Source organism: Pseudomonas syringae pv. tomato str. DC3000 (assembly GCF_000007805.1).
Lineage (GTDB): Bacteria > Pseudomonadota > Gammaproteobacteria > Pseudomonadales > Pseudomonadaceae > Aquipseudomonas > Aquipseudomonas avellanae.
On the sequence record NC_004578.1, the window covers coordinates 1,432,579 to 1,458,176 of the forward strand.

The following is a 25,598-nucleotide window of genomic DNA, read 5'->3' on the forward strand; positions in this document are numbered from 1 at the left end:
GTTGGTTGTACGGCTTTTGCGGTGCTCCCTGGTCCGGAGCACCGTTTTTTTCATCCCGGACCGTATCCCCTTTGCTTATCCCCTGTCCTTGAACGACTGACGCGGACGCGTGCGCAGCGGGTCCAGCAGCGTGCTGAGGCCGTTGTGATCGATTTCCTGCATCAGCGCCAGCAGGCCGCCCAATTCTCCTTTGGGAAAGCCTTCCCGGGCGAACCAGTTCAGATAATGCCCCGGCAAATCGGCGATCAGCCGCCCTTTGTATTTGCCGAACGGCATTTCCTGCGTCACCAGTAACCTGAGTTTCTCCGGGTTCACCTGCGAGCCCTCCCATCAATAGATAACGACCTGCACGATACGTGCATTCTGCATGCAGGCCAAATGACAGTTCATGCAGAAGTCACGACCAGTCAAATGTGAAAATTTCGTAAGTTTTTGATTTTAAAGGATTATATTCGCATCTAAAACTGGCACGGTGCCTGCAATTATCTATTAATCCAACACTTTCGTATCAACCTGCCATTAGGAAATTATCAAATGACTGATATCAACAAAGAAACGATCTCTATCCTGAATGACCTGATCGAAACCAGCATCGACGGCAAAGAAGGGTTCCAGACCAGCGCAGAGAATGCGAAGACCCCATCGGTGAAAACGTTTTTCACACGCCGTTCTGCGGAAGTTGGCGCAGCAGTCACTGAGCTGCAGCAGCATGTACAGCAACTGGGCGGCAAGCCAGAAGATTCGTCCAGCGTATCCGCTGACCTGCACCAGGCATGGGTCAAGCTGAAAACCGCGTTCACCAGCAACGATGATCTGGCTGTACTGGAAGAAGCGGAACGTGGCGAAGACGTTGCCAAGAAAGCCTATAGCAAGGCGCTTGAGAAGTCGCGTGAGAAGGGTGTTTCCCCAGCCGTTATCGCGGTCATCGAAAAGCAGTACCAAGGTGTTCTGAAAAATCACGACGAAGTCAAAGCACTGCGTAACGCAGCCCGCGCCGCATCGTGATTCGATGACCCCGCGGTAACAAAAACGCCAGCCAGTCTGGCGTTTTTTTATGTCGATTGTCAGGTGATCATGTCTGGCCAGAAGCCTGCGACTCTTACGTCACAGCCACGTGCTGCTCGACCCGATTGCGACCGTTGTGCTTGGCCTGATAGAGCGCCTTGTCGGCGATGCCGAAAAACGCTGCCAGTTTGTCGCCCTGCTCTACGATTTGCGAGGCCACACCGATGCTCACGGTGATCGGCTGTTCGTCATCGGCATAACGCGGCAGGGATTCGACCGCTGCGCGAATTTTCTCGGCGATCACCAGCGCGCCGTTCATGTCGGTTTCCGGTAGTACCGCCACAAACTCTTCGCCACCATAACGGGCAAGCTGGTCACCCGGTCGGCGAATGGAGCCCGCAACAGCTTGCGCAATTCGCCGCAAGGCCTCGTCACCGCCCTGGTGGCCATGGCGCTCGTTGAAGGCCTTGAAGTGGTCGACATCAATCATCAGCAGCGAAAGCCATTTACCGGAACGTTGCGCGCGCGCCCACTCGGTTTCCATCGCTTCGTCAAGCTGACGCCGGTTGTCGAGCCCGGTCAATCCGTCGGTTGCGGCCAGGCTGGCCAGTTCGTCTTCGGCACGATGGCGCCGACGCAACTCACCGCACAGCAGCCAGGTCAGCCAGACAATTCCCAGGCATAACAGGCTGGTGGCGGTGCCGATCAGCCAGGCATTGCGATGCCAGACCGCATAGACCTCGTCCTCGGACTGCCCGATCACCACCAGCAACGGCAGATTGCCGACGCGCGAAAACGTGTACAGCCGACGTGAGTTCAATTGCGTGGAGAGGGCGGCGAAACTGCCATCACCTTCCTTGAGAATGCGCTGGAAGTTGGCCGTGTGGCTGTAGTCCTTGCCGGTCAGATCCTGACCTTCCAGCTCTGGATAACGCACGATCAGCGTGCCATCGGTGTTGATCAGGTTGATGCTGCTGCCATCGCCCAGGCGCTGGCTCATGAACAGGTGTTTGAAATACACCAGGCGCATGGCCGCACTCACAATACCTTTGAACTCGCCGTCAGGCCCTGAAATGCGTCGACTGAAACTGATGCACCAGTCCTTGTAGCCCCAACGCGTCTTGTAAGGTGGGCTGACATGCAAATCCAGCGAAGGGTCCAGCGCATGAGTTCTGAAATAGTGACGATCGGAAAAATTGTCGTTTCGGGGAATGACCGACAGTGAGTCAGCCAATATTTCGCCCCTGTTATCCAGCAGTACCAGATCGCCTTTATACGCCGCAGCCGTGGAGCGATCAAACAGGACAAGTTGTCGCAGTTCAGGCGACAGGTCCTTGAGGTCCGGGCGCTCCCATGCGCTCATCATGCCCAGCAATGACGAATCGTAAAGTTCTGCGTTATGCAAAACGTCGGCATCGATCAATTGCACGATATTGGCCGCTGCACGCGCTGCTGTCTGCGCTGCGTCGTCGCGTTCCCTTGCCAGTAAAGACGCCACAATCGCCAGAATGGCAAGCATCGAGACCGAGCTGCCAACGATCAGCATAAGCTCCGGACGGGTCCATTTGAGCCGGGCTTGCCGAGAGGATGCAAACAACATCATTGGTTGTTCTACCTGCAGACGAATGGTTCTTGATAAAAGGTTAAGTCCGTTATCAATATTTTATAAACTTAAGGCGGGTGTATATCACGCTCCTTATATCCTCATATGAATGGAATGTGAATAAACCAAGTGCATTAAAAAAGATGAGAACGGATGCACATCTGTTGCGGTGCTAAAAAGAGTTCGCCAGTTTTTTTCGGTTCTCAGCGAGGAAGCTGGATACCAAACGTATTGGCCCCGTGTGCACTGTTAACAAATACGCTGCCGCCGTGCATCAATGCAATTGCTTTGACAATGGCCAGCCCCAGGCCATGATTGGCACCGCTGTTACTGCGTGAGGCATCGACCCGATAAAAGCGCTCGAACAGTCTGGGCAGATGTTCCTGGGCAATTTGCGCGCCCGGATTGGTCACGCCGATACTCACATGCGCCTCGCGCGACTCGATGCAGACCTCGATGACCTGCCCGGCCTCGGTGTGTTGCACGGCGTTATGCAGAAGGTTGATCAGGGCGCGGCGCAGGTGAGGTTTTTCAATTGGTGCGCTGGCATCGCCCTGGACCCGAACCTGCACTTGTGCGTCTTCCAGAATGAAGTCCAGGTAATCCAGCGTCGTCGCCACTTCTTCGGCCAGTGACGCACAGGTCAGCGCCTTGACCTTGGTGCCCTGATCGGCGCTGGCCAGAAACAACATGTCGTTGATGATCGAACGCAGGCGTTCGAGCTCTTCAAGGTTGGATTGCAAGACCTCGAAATAATGCTCGGCGGAACGGCCGCGGGTCAGCGCCACTTGGGTTTGACCGATCAGGTTAGTCAGTGGCGAGCGCAGTTCGTGGGCCACATCGGCGTTGAACGACTCCAGCCGCGAGTAGGCCTGTTCGACGCGTTCCAGCGTGGAGTTGAACGAGGCGACGAACTGCTCGAGCTCCGGTGGCAGCGGTGACAGTTGCAGGCGCCCGGACAGGCGTGGCGGGGCCAGCTTCTGGACCTCCTGCGAGAGGCTGGCCAACGGGCGCAGGCCGATGCGCGCCACCCAGTAACCCAGCGCCGACGCCAGCAGCACGCCCAGTGTGGCCAGGCTGATCAGTGCGACCAGCAGCGAGTGCTGGGTGTGCCAGAAGGTTTCGGTGTCGATGGCGGTGAGAAAACGCAGCGCCGGACGCTGTTCCTTGGCCGGGAATTCGCTGACCAGCACCTTGAAGGCGAACGGGTGATCGGCCAGCTTCAGGTCATGCATGCCCGGCGCGCCTTGCGCGAATCGGCGAATGTTCGGGTCCGGGTTGCCGAATTCGTACAGCGGGTTGTCGCTGACGACCCAGAAACGCAGGCGCTTGTCTTCTTCGCTGAGCAACTCCAGTTTTGCCTTGATCTTGCTCCAGTGCTCGGGATTGCCGAAACGCCCGATGGCCGATTCCAGTACGCTGTAGCGCGCATCCACTTCGGCGCGCGGCAGCAGGTCGAGGCTCTTGTCGACCTGCAGGTACAAGGCCCAGCCGATCAGCAGGAAAACCACCAGCGCGACCAGCGCAAACAGGCCGCTCAGGCGCAGGGCAATCGAATCAACCCGCACTGCGGTTCTCCAGCACGTAGCCCATGCCGCGAATGGTGTGCAGCAGTTTGTGCTCGTGAGGACCGTCGAGCTTGGCGCGCAGGCGCTTGATCGCCACTTCGACCACGTTGGTGTCGCTGTCGAAGTTGATGTCCCAGACCATCTCGGCGATTGACGTTTTGGACAGGATGTCGCCCTGACGCCGGGCCAGCACACTGAGCAGCGAAAACTCCTTGGCGGTCAGGTCCAGTCGTGCTCCGGCGCGGGTTGCCTTGCGGCTGATCAGGTCGATCCACAGGTCGGCGATGGTGATCTGCAGCGGTTCGTGGCCCCCGCTGCGACGGGTCAGGGCCTGCAGGCGGGCGACCAGTTCCAGAAACGAAAACGGTTTGCCGAGGTAATCGTCGGCACCTTCGCGCAGGCCGCGAATGCGGTCATCGACCTGTTCGCGAGCGGTCAGCATGATCACCGGCGTTTGCTTGCGCGCGCGCAGTGCACGCAACACGCCAAAACCGTCGAGCCCCGGCAGCATCACGTCGAGAATGACGATTGCGTGGTCATTCTCCAAGGCCAGATGCAGGCCTTCGATGCCGTCGCGGGCCACGTCCACCGTATAGCCCTGTTCGGTCAGGCCACGGCGCAGGTAGTCTGCGGTTTTCTCTTCGTCTTCGATGATCAGCACGCGCATCGGGCGATTCTCACTTGTGAAGGGTCAGCGCCGGTGCGCCGGGTGCCGGGTGGCGGCGATGAAACAACCGCTCCAGTTGCAGGTAGATGACCGGCGTGGTGAACAGCGTCAGCATCTGGCTGACCAGCAGGCCGCCGACCACGGCGATCCCCAGCGGCTGGCGCAACTCGGCACCGACGCCGAAACCGAGCATCAGCGGCAGCGCGCCCAGCAGCGCGGCGAGGGTGGTCATGATAATCGGTCTAAAGCGCGTGATGCAGGCCTCATAAATCGCTTCCTGCGGAGTGAGGCCCTGTTCGCGCTGCGCCTGCAAGGCGAAGTCCACCAGCAGAATGCCGTTCTTCTTGACGATGCCGATCAGCAGCACCACACCGATCAGGGCCATGATCGAGAAGTCCTGGCCCATCATCCACAGCAGCAACAGCGCGCCGATACCCGCTGAAGGCAGGGTGGAAATAATGGTCAGCGGGTGCACGAAGCTTTCGTAAAGCACACCCAGAATGATGTACACCGCCACCAGCGCCGCGAGAATCAGCCACGGCTGGTTGGCCAGCGAACTCTGAAACGCCTGCGCCGCACCCTGAAAGCTGCCGATGATCGCGGCCGGCATGCCGATCTCGATCTTGGCCTGATCAAGCATGCGCACCGCGTCGCCCAAGGCGACCCCGGGAGCGAGGTTGAATGACAGGTTGGCCGCCGGGAACATGCCGTCGTGGCTGATCGAAAGCGGTCCCATGCGTGGCGCGCCGACCTTGGCCAGCGCCGACAGTGGCACCATTTCGTTGGTCAGCGGTGAGCGCAGATAGAAGTACGCCAGGCTTTCGGCCTTGCCGCGCTGCTGGGCATCCAGTTCGAGGATGACCTTGTACTGGTTGACCTCGGTCTGATATTCGCTGATCTGCCGTTGGCCAAAAGCGTCGTACAGCGCCTGATCGACATCGGCCGTGGTGAGGCCGAAGCGCGCTGCGGCGCTGCGATCGATATCGATGTGCGTCACGCTGCCGCCCAGTTGCAAGTCGTTGGACATGTCGCGGAACGCCGGGTTGCTGCGCAGCTTTTCGGTCAGGCGTTGCGTCCAGGTGTTGAGCAGCGCGCCGTCATTGCTTTTGAGCACGTACTGATACTGACTGCGGCTCGGACCGGAGCTCAGGTTGATGTCCTGCCCGGCGCGCAGGTACAGAACAATGCCCGGCACCCTGGCCAGTTTGGGGCGCAGGCGGTCGATGAACTCGCTGACTGACACATCACGTTCGGACTGCGGCTTGAGCGAGATCCAGAAACGGCCGTTGGCGATGGTCTGGTTACTGCCCGACACCCCCACCGAATGAGAGAACGCCAGCACCGCAGGGTCCGCGCCGACGATTTTCGCCAGTTGCAGGTGTTTTTCGACCATGTCCGGGTAGGAAATATCGGCAGCGGCTTCGGTGGTCCCGAGTGCAAAAGCGGTGTCCTGAACCGGAAAGAAGCCTTTGGGTATGAGCACGTAACCGACAACTGCCAGCACCAGGGTCAAGCCGAACACGCCGAGCATCAGCCGCTGATGGGCCAGCGCCTTGCGCAAGCCTCGCTCGTAGGAGGCCAGTAATCGTTCGCCAAACCCTGGCTTTTGGTTCGGGTTGTGAGTGGGGGCACGCATGAACAGGGCCGCCAGGGTCGGGGCCAGGGTCAGGGAGACGACGACCGAGATCAGGATGGTCGCTGTCGCCGTCAGCGCAAACTCCTTGAACAGCCGCCCGACCACGCCGCCCATGAACAGCAGCGGAATGAACGCGGCCAACAGCGAGAAGCTGATCGACACGACGGTAAAGCCGATCTCCCCCGAGCCTTTTATGGCCGCCTCACGCATGCCTTGTCCGGCTTCGAGATGGCGGTGGATGTTCTCGACCACCACGATTGCGTCGTCCACCACGAACCCGACCGCAACCACGATAGCCACCAGCGTCAGGTTGTTCAGGCTGAAGCCGAACAGGTACATCATCGCGAAGCTGGCAATCAGCGACACCCCGAGCACCGCGCTGACGATCAGTGTGGCCGAGAGCTGGCGCAGAAACAGCGCCATGACCGCGACCACCAGCAACACCGCGATCAGCAGGGTCATTTCCACTTCGTGCAGCGAGGCACGAATGGTCCGGGTACGGTCGTTGAGCACCGACACATCGACAGTGGCCGGGAGCATTTCCTGCAAGCGTGGTAGTTCGCGCTGAATGCGGTCCACGGTCTCGACAATGTTGGCGCCGGGCTGACGGAAGATGGCGATGTTGACACCCTGCTGGTCGCCGGACCACGCCTTGACGTAGGCGTTTTCCGAGCCTGCGACCACTCGTGCGACGTCCTTGAGCTGGACGGGAGCGCCGTTCTTGTAGGAAACGATCAGTTGCGCGTAGTCCTGCGGTTTGAATAACTGGTCGTTGGAAGAGAGGGTCGAAATACTGTCCTTGCCGTACAAGGCACCTTTGGCCAGGTTAAGGCTGGTCTGCTGCACAGCGAGGCGGATGTCTGCCAGGGTCAGGCCCAGCGCCGCGAGTTTTTCCGGGGCGGCCTGCACGCGGATTGCCGGGCGTTGCTGGCCGGTGATGAACACTTGGCCTACGCCCTCGATCTGGCTGAGCTGGCGCGCCAGAATGGTTTCGGTGACGTCACTGAGTTCGGTGCCGGGCATCAGGCTGGAGCTGACGCTCAGAATCAGCACCGGGCTGTCCGCCGGGTTGACCTTGCGCCAGGTCGGCAGGCTGGGCATGTCGGCGGGCAGGCGTCCTGCCGCCGTGTTGATCGCTGCCTGGACTTCCTGGGCGGCGGTGTCGATGCTCTTGTTGAGGGTAAATTGCAGGGTCAGGTTGGTAGACCCCAGCGCGCTGCTCGACGTCATCTGGGTCATGCCGGGTATCGCGCTGAACTGCACCTCCAGCGGCGTCGCAACCGAGGACGCCATGGTTTCCGGGCTGGCACCGGGAAGTTGCGCGGTCACCTGAATGGTCGGGAATTCCGCTTCCGGCAACGGCGCGATTGGCAGGCGCGGAAAGGCAATGACCCCCAGCAGCACTATCGCGAAGGTCAACAGCAGCGTGGCGACCGGGTGGTCGATGCACCATGCCGAGACCGAACCGCGGCCATTCATCGTGGCAGCTCCACGGGCACGCTCGCAACTTCCGTGGCGGGTGTGGTGACCACTTCCACCGTCGAACCCGGCCTCAATCGCGACTGGCCATCACTGACCAGCACGTCGCCAGCCTGCGGCCCGCTGATCAATGTCTGCTCGCTGTCCTGATACAAAACCTTGACCGGTACCACTTCCACTTTGTTATTGGCCGTGACCCGATAGACAAAGTGCTGGTCAATGCCGCGCTGTACCACCTGGGGTGGCACCTTGAGCGAGTTGAGTTCGATACCGGTCTGAATCTTCACGGTGACCAGTTGCCCCGGCCAAAGCTGTTCGCCGGGGTTTTTGAACCGGGCCTTGGCGCGGATTGTGCCGGTGGTTGCCGACACCTGATTGTCGATCAGCGACAGCGTGCCTTCACCCAGCAGCAGGCCATTGGTTGCCCCATCGCCCTGATAGGCTTTGACGGCAGCAGCGCTGTGCGCGGCAATAAGCCCTTGCAGTGTCGGCAGCATTTGCTGTGGCAGGGAAAACTCGACGGCAATCGGGTCGATCTGCGTGACCGAAAATAATCCCTCTGCATCGCTGACACGCATGAAGTTGCCTTCATCGACATTGCGAATGCCGACCCGGCCCGTCACCGGCGAACGAATCTGCGTGTAGGAAAGCTGCACCTGCGCAGCATTGATGCTGGCCTCGTTGCCTTGCGCAGTGGCCGCCAGTTGCCTGACCAGCGCTTGTTGCTGATCGAAAGTCTGACGCGAAATGCCGTTGTCTTCGGTGAGCTGACGATAGCGTTTGAGGTCCAGTTGCGCGACGTCCAGCTGCGCCTTGCTCTGCGCCAGCTGGGCGCGGGTCTGTTCCAGCGAGGCGCGGATGGAGCGATCGTCGAGCGTGGCCAGCAATTCGCCGGCCTTGACCTGTTGACCCTCCCTGACCAGTACGCGGGTCAGCACGCCGTCCACCTGGGGGCGGATCACCACGCTTTGCAGGGACAGCACCGAGCCGATACCCGTCACGAAACGAGGCACGTCCTCCATGCTCACGGTGATGACCTTGACCGGCACCGCTGTGCTGACATTTTTCGCAAGGGTGGCAGGGCGTGTCAGCTTCCAGCCGGCGATTGCCGCACAGGTGATCAGCAGGGCTACGGCGGTAACGGTCAGGGTCGATCTGCGCATATGAAGAAAACGCCAAATGTCGGTACGGGAGTCATATTTTTTGTCTGCTTCCTTATAGCCTGCAAACCCGGTCAGCAGAATGACTTTCAGCTGTCAGGTTTGTCAGAAAGCCTCCACCGGGCATGGCGTCCAGTCAAGAAAAGTCAGTATCGGGCGATATCTATGTTGAAGGGATATTTGTCCAGATGTTTATAAATTCCTAGGGAAACTCTGAAAAAGGTTTCCTGATTTGGCAAAATACCCCAACACCTTTCACCGAGCTTCCCTGATGAAACAGATGACCTTCGCCGATGCCGAGTACGCGGGTAAACGTAAGCATACCCGCCGCGAGCGCTTTCTCATCGAGATGGATCAGGTTGTGCCCTGGAAAGGCTTGATTGCCCTTATCGAACCACATTATCCAAAGGGCGAAGGTGGCCGTCCGGCTTATCCGCTGATGGCGATGCTGCGTATTCACCTGATGCAGAACTGGTTTGGTTACAGCGATCCGGCGATGGAGGAAGCACTTTACGAGACAACGATCCTGCGCCAGTTCGCAGGGTTGAGTCTGGATCGAATCGCCGATGAAACCACGATTCTCAACTTCCGGCGTCTGTTGGAAAAGCATGAGTTGGCAGGCGGGATTTTGCAGGTCATCAATGGCTATCTGGGTGATCGAGGTTTGATGCTGCGCCAAGGTACGGTGGTCGATGCGACGATCATTCATGCGCCGAGCTCGACCAAGAACAAGGACGGCAAACGCGATCCCGAAATGCATCAGACGAAGAAAGGAAACCAGTATTTCTTCGGCATGAAAGCGCATATCGGCGTCGATGCCGAGTCGGGTTTAGTCCATAGCCTGGTGGGTACTGCGGCGAATGTGGCGGACGTGACTCAGGTTGATCAATTGCTACATGGTGAGGAAACCTATGTCAGCGGTGATGCGGGCTACACCGGCGTGGACAAGCGTGCGGAGCATCAGGATCGTCAGATGATCTGGTCAATTGCGGCCCGCCCAAGCCGTTATAAAAAGCATGGCGAGAAAAGTTTGATCGCACGGGTCTATCGCAAAATCGAGTTCACGAAAGCCCAGTTACGGGCGAAGGTTGAACATCCGTTTCGCGTGATCAAGCGCCAGTTTGGTTATACGAAAGTCCGGTTTCGCGGGCTGGCTAAAAACACCGCGCAACAGGCTACTCTGTTTGCCTTGTCGAACCTTTGGATGGTGCGAAAACGGCTGCTGGCGATGGGAGAGGTGCGCCTGTAATGCGGAAAAACGCCTTGGAAAGGTGCTGTTTGAAGGAAAATCGATGAGTTAAGAGCGGAAAACGTCTAATTATCTGATCGGGCGAGCTTTTTTTGAACCTCAGGCCATGAGAGCGTCAAAAATCGATGCCTACTTCAGACCTTCCCTAGGAAGGCTCCTACATTTTCCTTGGCAAGCGTCTGGCAGTTAATTCTCCCGTCAACTTTACTCACTGTATGAGCCTATGAATGGAGAACGCCATGAACAGTCAAAAACCGGTTTGGAAAAGTGTCTTGAAAACCCTGTCCCTTCATCAAGGTGTCATGGCTGCAATCGTGGCGATTCCGTTGCTGGCTGCTCCGGCTTTTTCATGGGCGAAAGACGGCGTATTGAGCCTGCATGGCAGTATTGTCAACAGCAGTTGCAGTGTTTCACGCAGTGACGTCACTACCTCTGATGCGCATTCGCGAGTGCTGGAAGTTGCGCCGGGCGTCAACATGCGAGTCAACACCGAGCATAACGCTTGCGGCGATCAGGCCGTGCCGTTCGTTGCGCACTATCAGGCCATACCGGTCACCGCTCAGACAGGCGGCGATGCTCGGCCCGACGCTGTAGTTATTACGCTGAGCTACCAGTAACTGCGCATCTGTATGCCTTTCTCTTTCGGACTGTCACACACCAGGGTGGGACAGTTTGTTGTCTGATACGCCCGCCTCGCAAATAATACCGACAGCGTAATGGTGTGCTGGCCTAGTTACGCCTTGTTATGGGTTGCCTGAGGGTATCTGCCTGTCAGTTGTGTCAATTCCTACAGACCCATCCTGCGCGTTGTGTTGTGTTCTCCGAGGGTTAAAAGTTATCGGCCTGACAGCGGTTAAAAAGACCGGAGTCTATAGTGCTGGCCGTCCGATAGTGGGCACACACGAAATAACACAAGGAAGGTAGTCAGCATGAAAAAGCTTTCTCTTACATTGGCAGTTCTGGGCGTAATGGGCTTTGGTATGGCAGGTACTGCCAGTGCTGCGAACAACGGCAAAATCATCTTTAACGGAACACTGACCAATATATCCTGCGATGTAGGTCCTGGGGCGGGCGTCAGCGCGGGCACCAATCCGGGTGAAATCAATGTCGACCTGGGGAACGTGTCCTTCTCCGATATCGGCGTTTCCAGCGAAAACCGGTTTGAAACGGCAATGCCTATTCAGTTGCTGGTCAACTGCAGCGCGGGTGCCGATCAGTACAACATGGTGAAGATGCGCCTGACTGCCCGTAACGGCAGCGGTCTGGACAATAACGACGCCAAACTTCTGCGCACCACCGGGGCGGCGGATGGCGTAGGTATCGGCCTGCTCAATGCATCGAGCGTACTCATGGATCTGAGTGGTACTGAAACCATCGATACCACGCTGATCAAGGATGGTGTCAGCGGCGCTACTGCCGAGATCAACTTTGGTGCGGTCTATGTGCTTAATGGCACACCGACCAATCCGGGGAATGCCGACGGCTTCCTGCCGTTCGTGATGGATTACGAGTAACCGTGTCGGGCAGGGCGGGCCTGGCCCGCCTTGTCCTCTATCGAATTCAAGGCGAACACCCGTATGTATTCTGATTTTTTTCGCGCTGCGGTAGGTGTTGCGATGGTGTCGTGGTGCGCCTCTGTTCAGGCGGGCATTGTGTTGAACACCACACGGGTTATTTACCAGGGTAATGACAAGGAGGTCAGTCTGGGCGTTCACAACAGTGGCGGGGGAGAGATTCTCCTGCAGTCCTGGCTAGAAGCGCCGGCACTTGCCACTGGCAATGACCCAGCCACCCAGCGCCTGCCATTTATCGTAACGCCGTCACTGACGCGCATGGCCGGCGGCGGCAAGCAACTGCTGCGCATTATTCATTCCGGTACCGACATGTCCACCGATCGCGAGTCGGTACTGTGGCTCAATGTTCAGGAAATACCCCAGACTGCTGCGCAGAACACGTTGCAGATCGCAATACGTCAGCGCATAAAAGTCTTTTTCCGGCCTGACGGAATGCCGGGTGATCCACTGCAAGCACCCGAGCAGTTGAACTGGAAAACGGGGAATAACGACAGTCTGCAAGTCGAAAATCCAGGTCCTTATCATGTTTCCATGCTGAAGATTTCCGTGCGTCAGGATGACGTCGAACTGGCCAGTATCGAGAGTCAGATGTTGGCGCCGCAGCAGAGTCTGCACATCCCGTTATTGCGCAAAAAGGGGGGGGCACCGCTGGTGGTGAGTTTTGTCAGTATCAATGATTACGGCGGACAAGTGCCTTATCGCGCAACACTTGCCAATCACGAGTCGGGCTATGCCAGCAAGGTCATGCCTCGATAGTCAGCAGTATCAAATGTCAGCGTTCACTATTCAAACCGTTGGGCTCCGGCGACAGGTCGGCCCGGCAGACCTGCGTCTGTGTAAAAGGATTGCGCGGCGCGCGCGACAGCCGAAGTAGAGTGAAGACCGCTATGGAATGGCGCAAAAAAGATAATGAGGGAGCCATTGCAAGGTTCGTGCTCCCTTACCCCCGACGTTATGTCCTCGGCCTGTGCCGATGTGACCCGTTGGGCATCGGCCTGGGGCTGAGCCTGATGTTTTCGGTCAGCGCATTTGCCGCATCGCCCGGCACCGCGCAAGGCGACGGTTCGGTCAAATTCAATACGGCTTTCATTCAAGGCAGTGATCAGCCGCCTGACCTTCAGGAGTTTCTACGCAGCAACAGCGTATTGCCCGGTACTTATCGGGTGGATATCTACGTCAATCGCACGCTGAGTGGCAGGCGGGATATCACGTTTTCAAAAAATCAGGCGTCAGGTCTTATAGAACCCTGCCTGTCGCAAGAGATGCTCCAGGGCTTTGGTCTGGACCTGAGTCGCTTGCCGGCGGATACGGCACAGCCTGATCAGGCCTGTGTTGATCTGCCTGGTCGTGTCGAGTTTGCGCGCGTCGATTATCAGCCGGCGGCGTTGCGACTCACTATCAGTGTTCCGCAGGCTTTCATGTCACGCGGCACCCGCGGTTATGTTTCGCCGGAACTCTGGGAGCAGGGCGAAACGGCGGGCTTTATCAATTACAACTTCAATGGCAGCAGAAGACGCAACAAAGGGCTGGAAACCGATCAGTATTATCTCGGGCTGCGTAATGGCCTGAACCTCGGTGCATGGCGACTGCGCAATGAGTCTTCAGTGGTGCGAAGCAGTGATCGGCCTTTGCGTTATCGCAGTAATCGTACTTTCGCGCAGCGCGACATCACGGCCCTTAGGGAAGGTCTGAAGTAGGCATCGATTTTTGACGCTCTCATGGCCTGAGGTTCAAAAAAAGCTCGCCCGATCAGATAATTAGACGTTTTCCGCTCTTAACTCATCGATTTTCCTTCAAACAGCACCTTTCCAAGGCGTTTTTCCGCATTACAGGCGCACCTCTCCCATCGCCAGCAGCCGTTTTCGCACCATCCAAAGGTTCGACAAGGCAAACAGAGTAGCCTGTTGCGCGGTGTTTTTAGCCAGCCCGCGAAACCGGACTTTCGTATAACCAAACTGGCGCTTGATCACGCGAAACGGATGTTCAACCTTCGCCCGTAACTGGGCTTTCGTGAACTCGATTTTGCGATAGACCCGTGCGATCAAACTTTTCTCGCCATGCTTTTTATAACGGCTTGGGCGGGCCGCAATTGACCAGATCATCTGACGATCCTGATGCTCCGCACGCTTGTCCACGCCGGTGTAGCCCGCATCACCGCTGACATAGGTTTCCTCACCATGTAGCAATTGATCAACCTGAGTCACGTCCGCCACATTCGCCGCAGTACCCACCAGGCTATGGACTAAACCCGACTCGGCATCGACGCCGATATGCGCTTTCATGCCGAAGAAATACTGGTTTCCTTTCTTCGTCTGATGCATTTCGGGATCGCGTTTGCCGTCCTTGTTCTTGGTCGAGCTCGGCGCATGAATGATCGTCGCATCGACCACCGTACCTTGGCGCAGCATCAAACCTCGATCACCCAGATAGCCATTGATGACCTGCAAAATCCCGCCTGCCAACTCATGCTTTTCCAACAGACGCCGGAAGTTGAGAATCGTGGTTTCATCGGCGATTCGATCCAGACTCAACCCTGCGAACTGGCGCAGGATCGTTGTCTCGTAAAGTGCTTCCTCCATCGCCGGATCGCTGTAACCAAACCAGTTCTGCATCAGGTGAATACGCAGCATCGCCATCAGCGGATAAGCCGGACGGCCACCTTCGCCCTTTGGATAATGTGGTTCGATAAGGGCAATCAAGCCTTTCCAGGGCACAACCTGATCCATCTCGATGAGAAAGCGCTCGCGGCGGGTATGCTTACGTTTACCCGCGTACTCGGCATCGGCGAAGGTCATCTGTTTCATCAGGGAAGCTCGGTGAAAGGTGTTGGGGTATTTTGCCAAATCAGGAAACCTTTTTCAGAGTTTCCTTAAAAGCCAGTTCACCGTGGGCGAGACATTTACCGACTCGCAGGTCTTTGACAGCGTGCGTTTTCAGGGGGCGGCGCTGGCTTCTGACGACGGCATGCTGTCTGACAGCGAGCGCGCTTACGCCCCGGTCATCCGTGGCATCGCTGAAACCAACGCGACGGTGGAAGTTCGTCAGAACGGCTTTCTGCTTTACAGCGGCAGTGTGTCCCCCGGGCCTTTTGAAATCACCGATATCTACCCCAGTGGCTCCAATGGCGACTTGTCGGTGTCGGTCATCGAAGCCGATGGACGCGTACGTTCCTTCACTCAGGCTTACGCCTCGTTGCCGATCATGGTCCCGTCAGGATCCCTGCGCTACAGCCTGGCGATTGGCCAGGTAGACAGCAACGATGCGCTTCAGGCCTCTCCGGGCTTTACCAGCGCAGCCTTGATCTACGGCCTTTCCGAGCGGATCACCGGGTTCGGCGGCGTACAGCTGGCCGAAGATTATCAAGCGGCGAACATGGGCGCAGGGGTCAATACCGGGCTGGGCGCTGTGTCGCTGGACGTCACCCATTCCGTCAGCCAACCGGACCAACAATCGCGTAGCGGGCAAAGCCTGCGGATGCGTTATGCCAATACGCTGGACGTGACCGACACCACGCTGGCAGTGGCCGGTTATCGCTATTCGACCGAGGAATATCGCACCCTCAGCCAGCATGTCAGCGACACCGACCCACAGAGGCGAGTGACGAGCACCGGCCTGGCTCGCGATCGACTGGAGCTCAGCGTCACTCAGATACTGCCCGCGCAGGCCGCGTCATTGAGCCTGACCGCTTCCGAGCAGCGTTACTGGAACCTGCCGGGCAAGACGCGGCAACTTTACCTGTCCTATAACGCCGCCTGGCATACCGTCAATTACAGCCTGTCCATCGAGCGCAACGAGGATTTCGGGCGTGACGGTGACGCCAGCACCGACCATCGCATTGCCTTGAGCGTGACCGTGCCGCTCGGATCAAGCCCCGGCTCGTCGCGCCTGTCGTTCAATGCGGTGCGCGACAGTTCCGGCGATTACAACGCTCAGGCCGGGCTCAACGGTCAGGTGCTGGGAGATCGCGATACGTTCTATTCGGTTCAGGCCGGCAACGACAGCAACTCCGGCAGTTTCGGCGCAGGAAAAATCAACACCACCACCGGTTTCGGTCGTTTCGAGGCCGGTTATAGTCAGGGTCAGGACTACGACGCGTTGACCCTGTCCGCAGCAGGTTCGCTGGTGGCGCATGCCGGTGGCGTGAACCTGGGGCAAACGTTGGGTGAAACCTTCGCCCTGGTTCAGGTGCCGGACGTCAGCGGTGCCCGCTTGAAGTCCTACACCAACGTTGCAACCGCAGCCAATGGCTATGCGGTTTTGCCGTATGCGCAAGCCTATCGGACCAACTGGGTCAGCCTGGACACCCGACAGTTGGGCGCTGATGTCGACCTGGATAACGCCATTACCCAGGTCGTGCCGCGCAGGGGCGCGATGCCGGTGGTGCGCTTCAAGGCGGCTGTGGGGCGGCGCGTCCAGTTTGAACTGGTGCGCGCCGATGGCAGCAACGTGCCGCTGGGTGCCAGTGTCGAGGATGAGCAGGGCAGGGCGCTGGCGGTGGTCGATCCTGGCAGTCAGGCGCTGGTGCTCAGCGACCGGGACAGCGGCAGCCTGAGCGTGCGCTGGTCCGACCAACGGTGTCAGGCTGCATTCGTACTGCCGCCCAGAGACCCTGCCCGTGCCTACGAGCGAATCACGGTGGTCTGCCAATGAACATGATTGTTCAGGTGCGCAGGCTGCTGGTGGTGGTGCTTCTGGCAAGCAGCGTCGCGGCGCAAGGGGCGATAGCGCTCAGTGGAACGCGGCTGATCTTCGATGGCCGGTATCACGAGGTGAGTATCGGGGTGCGCAATCGCGGCAAGGCCGAGGCACTCGTGCAGACCTGGCTGAGCGATGCACGTGATGACGGCGACAGGTTGCCGGCTGAACGCAGGTCGCTGCCCTTTGTTGTCACTCCACCTCTGACGCGCCTGTCGGCTGGCGACCGGCAGGTGCTGCGTGTGCTGTACCAGGGCGCAGGCTTGCCGCAGGAGCGTGAATCGTTGTTGCATCTGTACGTGCTCGAGGTGCCCCGCCGCCAGAACGGCGTTCGACAACTGAATATTGCTGTGCGTCAGCGCATCAATGTGTTCTATCGCCCTCCCGGACTTGCCGGAGATCCGGCCGACACTGCCAGTGCATTGTTGTGGGCGTTGACTTCAAACCAGTCGGCCAGCGTGGTGCTGACAGTCCACAACCCCACGCCTTATCACGCTTCGCTGCAAGCACTGCACATCGATGGTGTTCAGGTCGCAGAGTCACTGTTACTGGCGCCGGGCGAACAGGTTGAACGGGTTTTACCCAAGAACGTAATGCCCTCTTTGCACCCTCGTTTTTCTTACCGGGCCCTGACCGACTATGGCGGTCAGCGACGCTACTGCGCACGGTTTAACGGGCAGGCGACCTTGACGGCGCGCCTGCTGGAGAACAACGCCTTTCAGGAAGAATGCTGATATGAAACTTTTGTCTGCCAAACATTGGCTACGGTCCATTGTTGTGCTGCTGATGCTGAGCCCGAATTGCGTTTTCGCATTGGTCTGTACCACTCAGGGTTCTGGCGAAAGCGAGATCCACGATGATTTGAACAGCACTGTGGCGATCCCCGAATCGATTCCCAGTGGCGAGGTCGTCTGGCGTTCCGAGCCATTGAATGTACAGGTCGAGTGCTCCAAGGATGGCTTGCAGTCGGTCGAAGAAGAGATTTTCATCTACCTGAACCCGGACAATCGGGTGATTGGCCAGGGTATTCGTGCCGGTCTGACCCTGCGCGGCGCCGATTACCTGCAAGGCAGCGGGCGCATCAGTACCGGCAACTTTCTGCCGATCTGCCATGAAGGCGCGGACAACATCGGTAACTGCCCGAAGGTGCGCTTCACTCTGGCGTTTTCCGTGTTCATTCAGAAGTTCGGCGCCACGCCACCATCGGGCGTTGCCAGCGATCTGCTCGACTACCGGTTTTTTCAGCTGGGCGGCGCAACAGACACGAATCGGGTGCCAGGGCGTAGCCTCAGTTATGTGATCAACAACCTCAGAGGACTGCGTTTTGTGGCCTGCGATGCCGACCTGACGGTAAGCCCGGAAACCGTGGAATTCGGCGACGTGGCGATCCACCAGGTGGTGGTCGGCAAATTGATCGCCACGCAGACTTTTTCCCTGCAGACCAGCCGGTCGTGCGATTCACCGTTCAGCATCGATGCGCGTTTCAGGCCGATAACCGGTACGCTGCAGGGCGAGTTGCTCGTTCCCGTGGCCAACGATTCGTTGGGCATACTCATCACCAGCGCGGTCAATGGTGAGCCATTGCGTTACAACGAGCCTTTCCATCTGGCGGAGCTGTTGGGCGAAACCAATGCTGCCAGTGCGGACTTCAATGCCGAATTGCACTGGAACACCGACAAGCCAAGGCCCGGGCCATTCGATGCGGAGATCACGGTGGATCTGTTTTATAAATGATCTGCGCACACACTCGACAGGAGGCTCGGGCAGTCGCGCGGCGATTGATGTATGCTGCGCGACCGCGACCGCGGGCACTGGCCCGGCCAATTCGACTTTCTGGTGACACCATGACCACTCCTGAACAACCCCCTGTTCAAGACGCCGCAACCGACTCCGTCGCAGACACTGAAAAGAAGGCGGTCATTGCGCCTTTCAGCTTTCCGTTCAAGCCATCGGAGTTTGCTCAGGCCAAAAAGGATCAGGCCTGGCACCAGAAAGGCAACAAACATGGCCATCACAAGACGCCAGGTGTCGCCCCTGCCGGTACGCGTCGGTCGATGGGCAAGCGCTGATCGGGTGACCGATCCGTTCAGGCCGCCTGCAACGGAATGAACAGATAAGACACCGGCTCTCGGTCGGTGACGTCGGCACCCTCCTGTTGCAGGGTGTCGACAACGTGTTGCCCGGCCACATGAAACTCCCAGTCTGAATTCTCGGGCGCTGCACCAGCAAGGTTCGCGACGTTTTCGATGGCGGCAGCAAAGGCATTCATGTCCGGCAGATACGCGACGAAACCGTTGCCCTTGAGGGCTGTAGTGCGAATGCCCAGTTGCTGACAGATCAACTGTTTGGCCGCTATCTCGTCGCGATCAGCCTGGCGAGACTGCTCGATCAGGCTCATCAATTGTGTATCAACCAGCGTGTCGCCAACGATCAGGTCGGGACCCTGTTCCCAGGATTCCGGCGGGCAGCCTTTGGTTTCAGGGCGCAACGGAATGTGCGGGTTGATCTCCATCGGATAGATCCGGCACACGAGCGGGCGTCGTTCGTAAATGCGGCAGAGGTTTTCTTCGTCAAGATTCCGGCAACGCCCGACGTTATAAGCCGCGAAAGTGATCGCCACAAAGGCCGTTGTGCTGCCGCTGTTCACTTCAGTCGAGCGTCGTGTGGCATGGGTCAGCTGGTTTTGCGCAACCCCATAGCCATTGCTCAGAAATGCCTCGGTCAAGACAATCACGTTGCCGCCGTCTGCTGCCCACTGCCTGGCTTCGAGAAGGGTAAGCGGCACGTGGTGATCCGTGCAGCAACCGCCGCAACCCACACAGGAAAACTTGGTGTCCATTGGTTCGATGACCCGTCCAGAAGTGCGCGCCGAGCGACAGAAATTGGTCGTTTACGGCCTGATGCAGGTCAGAAAGCAAGTTGTGCGCCAGCCAGGTCCGGGCAGCAGACGGGGTCAGCGTACCGGGGCGTTGAAGCGCTTGACGTAGGACATCACTGATTTCTCGTACAGCCGCCGCGCCGTGAGGTTGTTTTCCATGACGTGCAGGTCGACCGCTGCTTCGCGTGGTCGGGTCACGGGGCCACGCAACTGGCTGAACAGATGATTGAGCAGCGCGAAGCCAATTCCGCCAGCGCGCGCATCGGGGTGCACGACCAGATCCTTGATGAACGCGCTGGTCCAGCAAGTGATCACGCCTACGACAGCGTCGTCACGCAAGGCCAGGAAACACAATGACAAGTCGAATTCTGGGTCGCGCTCGAATGCGCTCAGCCAGGCCGGATAGTCCGGCACGCTGCCGGCACCGTCGCAATAGCCCTGTATCAGCAGATCGTGAGCTTCGGCCGCGCGGTCGAGGGTAAGAGGGTGCTGACTGACCCCGGCAGGCCATTGCACAGCGGGCAATGGCTCGGCCAGGCTGCGACGCATCAACCAGTAATGTTCGGCAGATGCATCGCCCGGGTCAGGGCGCTGGTGGGTGTGCTCAAGGGTCAGAGCCCTTGAGCGACTACCGTGCGCGCGGCCTCGATCAGGCATTTGGTCAACTCGGGGGACGAAAACTTGGTCAGCACAGCGTTGGCCCCGGCAATCTGGGACTTTTCACTGTTCATCGCGCTGTCGAGCGAGGTGTGCAGCAGGATGTAAAGGTCGCTGAAATCAGGTGTGTCACGCAGTGTGCGGGTCAGCGCGTAGCCGTCCATCTCCGACATCTCGATGTCGGAAACCACCACGTTGATCTGCCTCGCAGTACCCTGCAGGTCAAGCAGCACGTCAATCGCTTCTCGGGCACTGCGCGCCGTGTGGCATTCGATGCCCAGATTGCGCAGAGTGATGATCGATTGTTGCAAAGCAACCTGGCTATCATCGACGACCAGAATCCGCGCCTTGCTCAGCACCTCGGCGTCTTCTTTGGCCAGCTCTGTCGATTGCACGACGATTTGCGCCGGAGCAATACCGTGAATCACTTTTTCGATATCCAGCACCTGCACCAGCACGCCGTCAACCTGAGTGACGCCGGTGATGAACGATTTGCTGCTGGAGCCATAAGGCGGCGGACGAATATCCGTGGTCAGGCAATGCACGATCTTGCTGACCGCCTGAACATGCAGGCCCTGTTTGGAGCGGCTCACGTCGGTAACGATCAGGCAGCCGCCATCGGGATCGGCCAGCGGACGCTCGCCGATTGCCCGGCTGAGGTCGATCACTGCAAGCGATGAACCGCGCAACGTCGCGATGCCTTTGACGTGCGGGTGTGATTCTGGAAGATGGGTAAGGGCGGGGCAGGGAATGATCTCGCTGACCTTGAGCAGGTTGATCGCCATCAGCTTGCCGCTGCGCAACGTGAAAAGGAGCAGCGAAAGTGAATCTGCTCGGACGTTATTGGACATATTGACCTTCTGGCTGTAGGTGTTTCGTCGCCTGGAGGCGGCAAACAACTTTCTATGACAGGTTATCGACCTGCGGCGGGCTGGCTTGAGGATTTTTAACCGACCGTCGGCCGCTACGCTGAAAAAGCGGGGCTCACCAGAGGGTGTCATCGAAATCGTTTCAGGGCGCCGTGTTGCTTCAAGCCTGTGGCCCGGACCAGCGAGCTGGCACAGGCGCAATAGTGGCAGTCTGGCTCCGGGTGCGTCAAACCGCTCAGGGGGCGACGTATTGTCGCTCGCCAGCTTCCCACACGTTGTGTCGCGTGTTCGCACGCAGCTGCGCTTTGATCAGAACGCAGCCTGCGGCAAAATACCGCAGCTATATATAGAAGAGCTGGTGCGACAAAGTGACGCACCTCTATATATAGAAGGTTTTTGATTTTGGCCGCTGGCTGAAGCGCTGCTGATCGTGTGCGTCCTGCGCAGCAGACCATCCGGCTGGCAAATGCGTCCGTATGGCTGGCGAACGCTTGAGTTGCCTGTCCAGACAGATGATCATCGCGCACGATTCTGTGCGGCCGGGCAGTACATTGCCTTTCAAGCCTCGCCAGCACGCAGTAACGCCTTTGGCGAACCACCTCATCAATTCAGTAAGGTATGTGAATGAGCAACGACACGTTTTACCTAAAACGCGAAAAGCGCTTTCTGGTTTTGCTGGGTATCATCTGCCTGTCCCTGATCGGCGGCGCGCTGTACATGCAGATCGCGCTGGGCGAAGCGCCTTGCCCGCTGTGCATCCTGCAGCGCTACGCATTACTGTTCATCGCAATCTTCGCCTTCATCGGCGCAGCCATGAACGGACGCCGTGGCGTCACGGTGTTCGAAGCGCTGGTAACCCTCAGTGCCCTGTGCGGTATCGCCGCCGCTGGCCGGCATGCCTGGATTCTTGCCCATCCGTCAGATAGCTGTGGAATCGACATCCTGCAACCCATTGTCGACGGCCTGCCATTGGCTACACTGTTTCCTACAGGGTTTCAGGTCAGCGGGTTCTGCACCACGCCGTATCCGCCGGTGCTTGGGCTGTCGCTCGCGCAATGGGCACTGACAGCGTTTGTCCTGACGGCAATTCTGGTACCGGCGTGCATCATTCGCAACCGCCGCAAACCTTACTAAAAACAGGGGCTTTCGATCATATAGCCCCGTGATTACGGGGCTTTTTTTCGTCACAATCACCCGTTTGAAGGTCTATTGTTACGTATTTGGAGATTAACTGTTACAAAATTAGGCATAGTCATTAAAAATTTACGTATCTACAATCCCCGTCACTTGTCGTCCAGCCTGGCTGAACGATCAGCATTTTGAGGCTTGGAGCGTCCCCTGTGCACTCTGAACAGGCAGCGCAATGCTTGCCTCGGAGGGCGTATGATGGCCGCGTCGAAAGCGTCTGCTCTGAACCATGAGCAGTTCCAGCAACTCAAAAAACAAGAATCCATAGCTAAACCCGGACTTGTCGATACGCCGTTGCGTGTAGGGGCAGGTCCTTGTTCAATCTAAAAAAATTAGCCGGCACTGGCAGGGCGAAGTGTTGGCGGTCGAAACCCAACTGCACCGCGCAAGCTGCTTTTTAGAGGTCGTGAAATGAGTAAAAAAAGGTACCCCAGGTTTTTTGGCTTCTTGGCCCTTTTCTGTATGCTTTTGCTCAGTGGATGCGAAGGCGTACCTCTGCTCGATCCAAAAGGGCAGGTGGGTATCGAGCAGCGGAACCTGATCATAATCGCTACGCTGCTGATGCTTATCGTGGTGATCCCGGTCATCCTGATGACCCTGATCTTCGCCTGGAAGTATCGCGCGTCCAACAAGGCCGCCAAGTACACGCCGGACTGGTCGCACTCCACCAAGATCGAAATCGCAGTCTGGGGCGTACCCATGCTGCTGCTGGTCTTCCTGGGGTACATCACTTACGTCTCGACTCACTCGCTGGACCCTTACCGTCCGCTTGATTCGAACGTCAAGCCGATCACCATTCAGGCGATCTCGGTCGACTGGAAGTGGGTATTCGTCTACCCGGACTACGGCATCGCCACGGTCAACAAGATCGTGTTCCCGGCCAAGACTCCGATCAATTTCCAGGTGACCTCCGACAGCGTGATGAACTCCTTCTTCATCCCGGGTCTGGGTGGTCAGATCTACGCAATGGCTGGCATGCACACAAAGCTGCATCTTATTGCCAACGAGAATCACGAGTTCAACGGTATTTCGGCCAACTACAGTGGCGCGGGCTTTACCGGTATGAAGTTCAAGGCCATCGCTACCAGCCAGGAAGATTTCGATGCCTGGGTCAGCGAAGTCAAGAATTCACCTAAAAAGCTTGGCACCGCCGAGTACGCCGAGCTGATCAAGCCGAGCGAACGTAACCCTGTCGAACTCTTTTCCTCGGTCACTCCGAACCTGTTCCAGATCGTCATCGACAAGTATGAAGGTATGAATCCAGGCAAGAAGATCGTCGCTGGTGAAGAAAAGGAAGTGGCCGGTGACGCTGCGGAAAAAGGCAAAAATTCAGCTGCTGGGGCAGAGGAGTAAACGATGTTTGGCAAATTAAGTCTGGAAGCGGTGCCGTTCCACGAGCCGATAGTCATGGTGACACTCGCCATGATTGCGCTCGGCGGCATTGCGGTTGTCGGGTTGATCACCTATTTCCGCAAGTGGACGTACTTGTGGTCTGAATGGCTGACGTCTGTCGACCACAAGAAAATCGGCGTGATGTACATCATCGTTGCCATGGTCATGCTGCTGCGCGGCTTTGCCGACGCAATCATGATGCGTACCCAACTGGCGATGGCCCAGAACGGTGCCGAAGGGTTCCTTCCGCCTGAGCACTATGACCAGATCTTCACCGCGCACGGTGTGATCATGATCATCTTCATGGCGATGCCGTTCTTCACGGGCCTGATGAACATCGTTCTGCCTCTGCAGATCGGTGCCCGCGACGTGGCGTTCCCGTTCCTGAACTCCCTGAGCTTCTGGCTACTGGTTGCAGGCATGCTGCTGATCAACCTGTCGCTGGGCGTCGGTGAATTCGCCAAGACCGGCTGGGTCGCGTATCCGCCTCTCTCCGGGCTGCAATACAGTCCTGGCGTCGGGGTCGACTACTACATCTGGGCACTGCAGTTATCCGGGCTAGGTACGACATTGACCGGGGTCAACTTCCTCGTGACCGTACTGAAGATGCGTACCCCAGGCATGAAACTGATGGACATGCCGATCTTCACCTGGACCTGCACCTGGGCAAACATCCTGATCGTGGCTTCGTTCCCGATCCTGACCGCTACCCTGGCGCTGCTGACCCTCGACCGCTATATGGACTTCCACATCTTCACGAACGAAATGGGTGGTAACCCCATGATGTACGTGAACCTGTTCTGGGCGTGGGGCCACCCTGAGGTGTATATCCTGATCCTGCCGGCATTCGGCGTGTTCTCGGAAGTCATCTCCACGTTCTCCGGCAAGCGTCTGTTCGGCCACAAGTCGATGATCTTCGCCTCCGGTGCGATTTGTATCCTTGGCTTCATGGTCTGGTTGCACCACTTCTTCACGATGGGTGCCGGTGCCAACGTCAACGCCTTCTTCGGCCTGGCGACGATGCTGATTGCCATCCCGACGGGTGTGAAGCTGTTCAACTGGCTGTTCACCATGTATCAGGGTCGTCTGCGCTTCACAGCGCCGGTGCTCTGGACCCTGGGCTTCATGGTCACCTTCTCGATCGGCGGCATGACCGGCGTTCTGTTGGCGATTCCAGGTGCTGACTTCGTCCTGCACAACAGCCTGTTCGTAATCGCTCACTTCCACAACGTCATCATCGGCGGTGCGGTCTTCGGTTACATCGCCGGCTTCGCGTTCTGGTTCCCTAAAGCGTTCGGTTTCACCCTGAACGAGAAGTGGGGCAAGGCAGCGTTCTGGTTCTGGATCGTCGGCTTCTTCGTCGCATTCATGCCGCTGTACGCGCTGGGCTTCCTGGGTATGACCCGTCGTCTGAACGCTACCGACATGCCAGAGTGGAACATCTACCTGGACGTCGCGCTGTTCGGTGCGGTGCTGATCGCAATGGGTATCGCTTCGCAGCTGATCCAGTTGTTCGTCAGTATCCGTGACCGCGACAGCAATCGCGATCTGACCGGTGACCCGTGGAATGGCCATACCCTGGAATGGTCCACTTCTTCGCCTCCGCCGTTCTACAACTTTGCCGAACTGCCAAAAGCTGACGACATCGACCCGTTCACCGATGCCAAGCGTGCTGGCACCGCGTACAACGTACCGGCTCGCTACTCGGCGATCCACATGCCTAACAACACGGCCACCGGCCTGTACATGGGCATGTTGCTGACGGTCTTCGGCTTCGCATTCATCTGGCACATCTGGTGGCTGGTGGGCGTGAGCCTGGTCGCAACCATTGCGGTCTTCGTTGCTCACGCTGTACGTGACGACCAGGGCTACATGGTGCCTGCTGAAGATGTAGCGCGTATTGAAGGTGAGCATCACAAGGTCCTGGCGGCCAACGGTGCATACACTCCTGTCAAGTCCTCGCTGGAACAGGTTTAAA

Annotated in this window: 21 protein-coding genes and 2 pseudogenes; 13 read left to right on the forward strand and 10 right to left on the reverse strand. The window is 57.9% G+C overall.

Translation table 11 applies throughout. The annotated features are described in order from the left end of the window. Window positions 1-75: 75 nt before the first annotated feature. Window positions 76-315 carry a DUF3820 family protein gene (locus tag PSPTO_RS06870; protein WP_005764045.1) on the reverse strand — a complete coding sequence of 80 codons (240 nt, stop codon included), beginning with the start codon at window positions 313-315 and terminating at the stop codon, window positions 76-78. A gap of 219 nt (window positions 316-534) precedes the next feature. On the opposite strand from PSPTO_RS06870, the gene PSPTO_RS06875 reads away from it, so the two are divergent. Next, the gene (locus tag PSPTO_RS06875; RefSeq protein WP_005615514.1) at window positions 535-1,005 is read left to right on the forward strand and encodes a PA2169 family four-helix-bundle protein; all 471 of its coding nucleotides are present in this window, start codon (window positions 535-537) and stop codon (window positions 1,003-1,005) included. A gap of 94 nt (window positions 1,006-1,099) precedes the next feature. Here PSPTO_RS06875 and PSPTO_RS06880 read toward each other — a convergent pair whose 3' ends face one another. The 5 genes from PSPTO_RS06880 to PSPTO_RS06900 form a co-directional block, all read right to left on the reverse strand. Then, window positions 1,100-2,608, reverse strand: coding sequence for a sensor domain-containing diguanylate cyclase (locus tag PSPTO_RS06880; protein WP_011103501.1), 1,509 nt, complete (start codon window positions 2,606-2,608; stop codon window positions 1,100-1,102). Window positions 2,609-2,811: 203 nt separating this feature from the next. Further along, window positions 2,812-4,176: a heavy metal sensor histidine kinase gene (locus PSPTO_RS06885; protein WP_005764043.1), complete on the reverse strand. Its 1,365-nt coding sequence runs from the start codon at window positions 4,174-4,176 to the stop codon at window positions 2,812-2,814. Then, a complete protein-coding gene (locus tag PSPTO_RS06890; protein WP_005764042.1) occupies window positions 4,166-4,843 on the reverse strand; it encodes a heavy metal response regulator transcription factor in 678 nt (225 codons plus the stop codon). The genes PSPTO_RS06885 and PSPTO_RS06890 overlap by 11 nt, the downstream gene beginning before the upstream one ends. A gap of 10 nt (window positions 4,844-4,853) precedes the next feature. Continuing rightward, the gene (locus PSPTO_RS06895; RefSeq protein ID WP_011103502.1) at window positions 4,854-7,958 is read right to left on the reverse strand and encodes a multidrug efflux RND transporter permease subunit; all 3,105 of its coding nucleotides are present in this window, start codon (window positions 7,956-7,958) and stop codon (window positions 4,854-4,856) included. After that, the gene (locus PSPTO_RS06900; RefSeq protein ID WP_011103503.1) at window positions 7,955-9,121 is read right to left on the reverse strand and encodes an efflux RND transporter periplasmic adaptor subunit; all 1,167 of its coding nucleotides are present in this window, start codon (window positions 9,119-9,121) and stop codon (window positions 7,955-7,957) included. The genes PSPTO_RS06895 and PSPTO_RS06900 overlap by 4 nt, the downstream gene beginning before the upstream one ends. 268 nt (window positions 9,122-9,389) lie before the next feature. On the opposite strand from PSPTO_RS06900, the gene PSPTO_RS06905 reads away from it, so the two are divergent. The 5 genes and pseudogenes from PSPTO_RS06905 to PSPTO_RS06925 all read left to right on the forward strand — a co-directional run. After that, complete coding sequence (locus tag PSPTO_RS06905) at window positions 9,390-10,367, forward strand: IS5-like element ISPssy family transposase (protein WP_007247571.1); 978 nt, start codon at window positions 9,390-9,392, stop codon at window positions 10,365-10,367. Window positions 10,368-10,606: 239 nt separating this feature from the next. Beyond that, window positions 10,607-10,984, forward strand: coding sequence for a hypothetical protein (locus tag PSPTO_RS06910; RefSeq protein ID WP_005764038.1), 378 nt, complete (start codon window positions 10,607-10,609; stop codon window positions 10,982-10,984). A gap of 312 nt (window positions 10,985-11,296) precedes the next feature. Then, window positions 11,297-11,881, forward strand: coding sequence for a fimbrial protein (locus PSPTO_RS06915; protein ID WP_007244885.1), 585 nt, complete (start codon window positions 11,297-11,299; stop codon window positions 11,879-11,881). Window positions 11,882-11,944: 63 nt separating this feature from the next. Next, window positions 11,945-12,697 (forward strand): fimbrial biogenesis chaperone, encoded by a 753-nt coding sequence (locus PSPTO_RS06920; RefSeq protein WP_011103504.1) that lies wholly within the window; start codon window positions 11,945-11,947, stop codon window positions 12,695-12,697. Between the two features lie 227 nt (window positions 12,698-12,924). Next, window positions 12,925-13,623, forward strand: a pseudogene (locus PSPTO_RS06925) (FimD/PapC N-terminal domain-containing protein); the annotation flags it as partial. A gap of 144 nt (window positions 13,624-13,767) precedes the next feature. On the opposite strand, the gene PSPTO_RS06930 reads toward PSPTO_RS06925, so the two are convergent. Continuing rightward, window positions 13,768-14,745, reverse strand: coding sequence for an IS5-like element ISPssy family transposase (locus PSPTO_RS06930; RefSeq protein WP_007247571.1), 978 nt, complete (start codon window positions 14,743-14,745; stop codon window positions 13,768-13,770). A 64-nt stretch (window positions 14,746-14,809) separates the two neighbouring features. Between PSPTO_RS06930 and PSPTO_RS06935 the strand changes: the two are divergent. The 4 genes and pseudogenes from PSPTO_RS06935 to PSPTO_RS06950 all read left to right on the forward strand — a co-directional run. Then, a pseudogene (locus PSPTO_RS06935) lies at window positions 14,810-16,591 on the forward strand (fimbria/pilus outer membrane usher protein); the annotation flags it as partial. Then, window positions 16,588-17,370, forward strand: coding sequence for a fimbrial biogenesis chaperone (locus tag PSPTO_RS06940; RefSeq protein WP_010208763.1), 783 nt, complete (start codon window positions 16,588-16,590; stop codon window positions 17,368-17,370). The pseudogene PSPTO_RS06935 and the gene PSPTO_RS06940, both read left to right, overlap by 4 nt. A 1-nt stretch (window position 17,371) precedes the next feature. Then, entirely contained in the window at window positions 17,372-18,370 is a 999-nt protein-coding gene (locus PSPTO_RS06945; protein ID WP_007244881.1) for a fimbrial protein, read from the forward strand. Between the two features lie 110 nt (window positions 18,371-18,480). Further along, window positions 18,481-18,705 (forward strand): hypothetical protein, encoded by a 225-nt coding sequence (locus PSPTO_RS06950; protein ID WP_003375863.1) that lies wholly within the window; start codon window positions 18,481-18,483, stop codon window positions 18,703-18,705. A gap of 17 nt (window positions 18,706-18,722) precedes the next feature. Here the strand turns inward: PSPTO_RS06950 and PSPTO_RS06955 are convergent, their stop codons facing one another. From PSPTO_RS06955 to PSPTO_RS06965, 3 genes are all read right to left on the reverse strand, one after another. Continuing rightward, complete coding sequence (locus PSPTO_RS06955; protein WP_005764030.1) at window positions 18,723-19,475, reverse strand: YkgJ family cysteine cluster protein; 753 nt, start codon at window positions 19,473-19,475, stop codon at window positions 18,723-18,725. A 114-nt stretch (window positions 19,476-19,589) separates the two neighbouring features. Continuing rightward, window positions 19,590-20,063 (reverse strand): GNAT family N-acetyltransferase, encoded by a 474-nt coding sequence (locus PSPTO_RS06960; RefSeq protein WP_007244879.1) that lies wholly within the window; start codon window positions 20,061-20,063, stop codon window positions 19,590-19,592. Between the two features lie 62 nt (window positions 20,064-20,125). After that, a complete protein-coding gene (locus tag PSPTO_RS06965; RefSeq protein WP_003375857.1) occupies window positions 20,126-21,022 on the reverse strand; it encodes a chemotaxis protein in 897 nt (298 codons plus the stop codon). Window positions 21,023-21,664: 642 nt separating this feature from the next. Between PSPTO_RS06965 and PSPTO_RS06970 the strand changes: the two genes are divergently transcribed. The 3 genes from PSPTO_RS06970 (at window position 21,665) to cyoB (ending at window position 25,597) form a co-directional block, all read left to right on the forward strand. Then, window positions 21,665-22,174 (forward strand): disulfide bond formation protein B, encoded by a 510-nt coding sequence (locus PSPTO_RS06970; RefSeq protein ID WP_005764026.1) that lies wholly within the window; start codon window positions 21,665-21,667, stop codon window positions 22,172-22,174. A gap of 465 nt (window positions 22,175-22,639) precedes the next feature. Then, on the forward strand, window positions 22,640-23,581 hold the full coding sequence (gene cyoA, locus PSPTO_RS06975; RefSeq protein ID WP_005764024.1) for a ubiquinol oxidase subunit II: 942 nt from the start codon (window positions 22,640-22,642) through the stop codon (window positions 23,579-23,581). A 3-nt stretch (window positions 23,582-23,584) separates the two neighbouring features. Beyond that, entirely contained in the window at window positions 23,585-25,597 is a 2,013-nt protein-coding gene (gene cyoB, locus PSPTO_RS06980) for a cytochrome o ubiquinol oxidase subunit I (protein ID WP_007244877.1), read from the forward strand. The last annotated feature ends 1 nt before the right edge of the window (window position 25,598 follow it).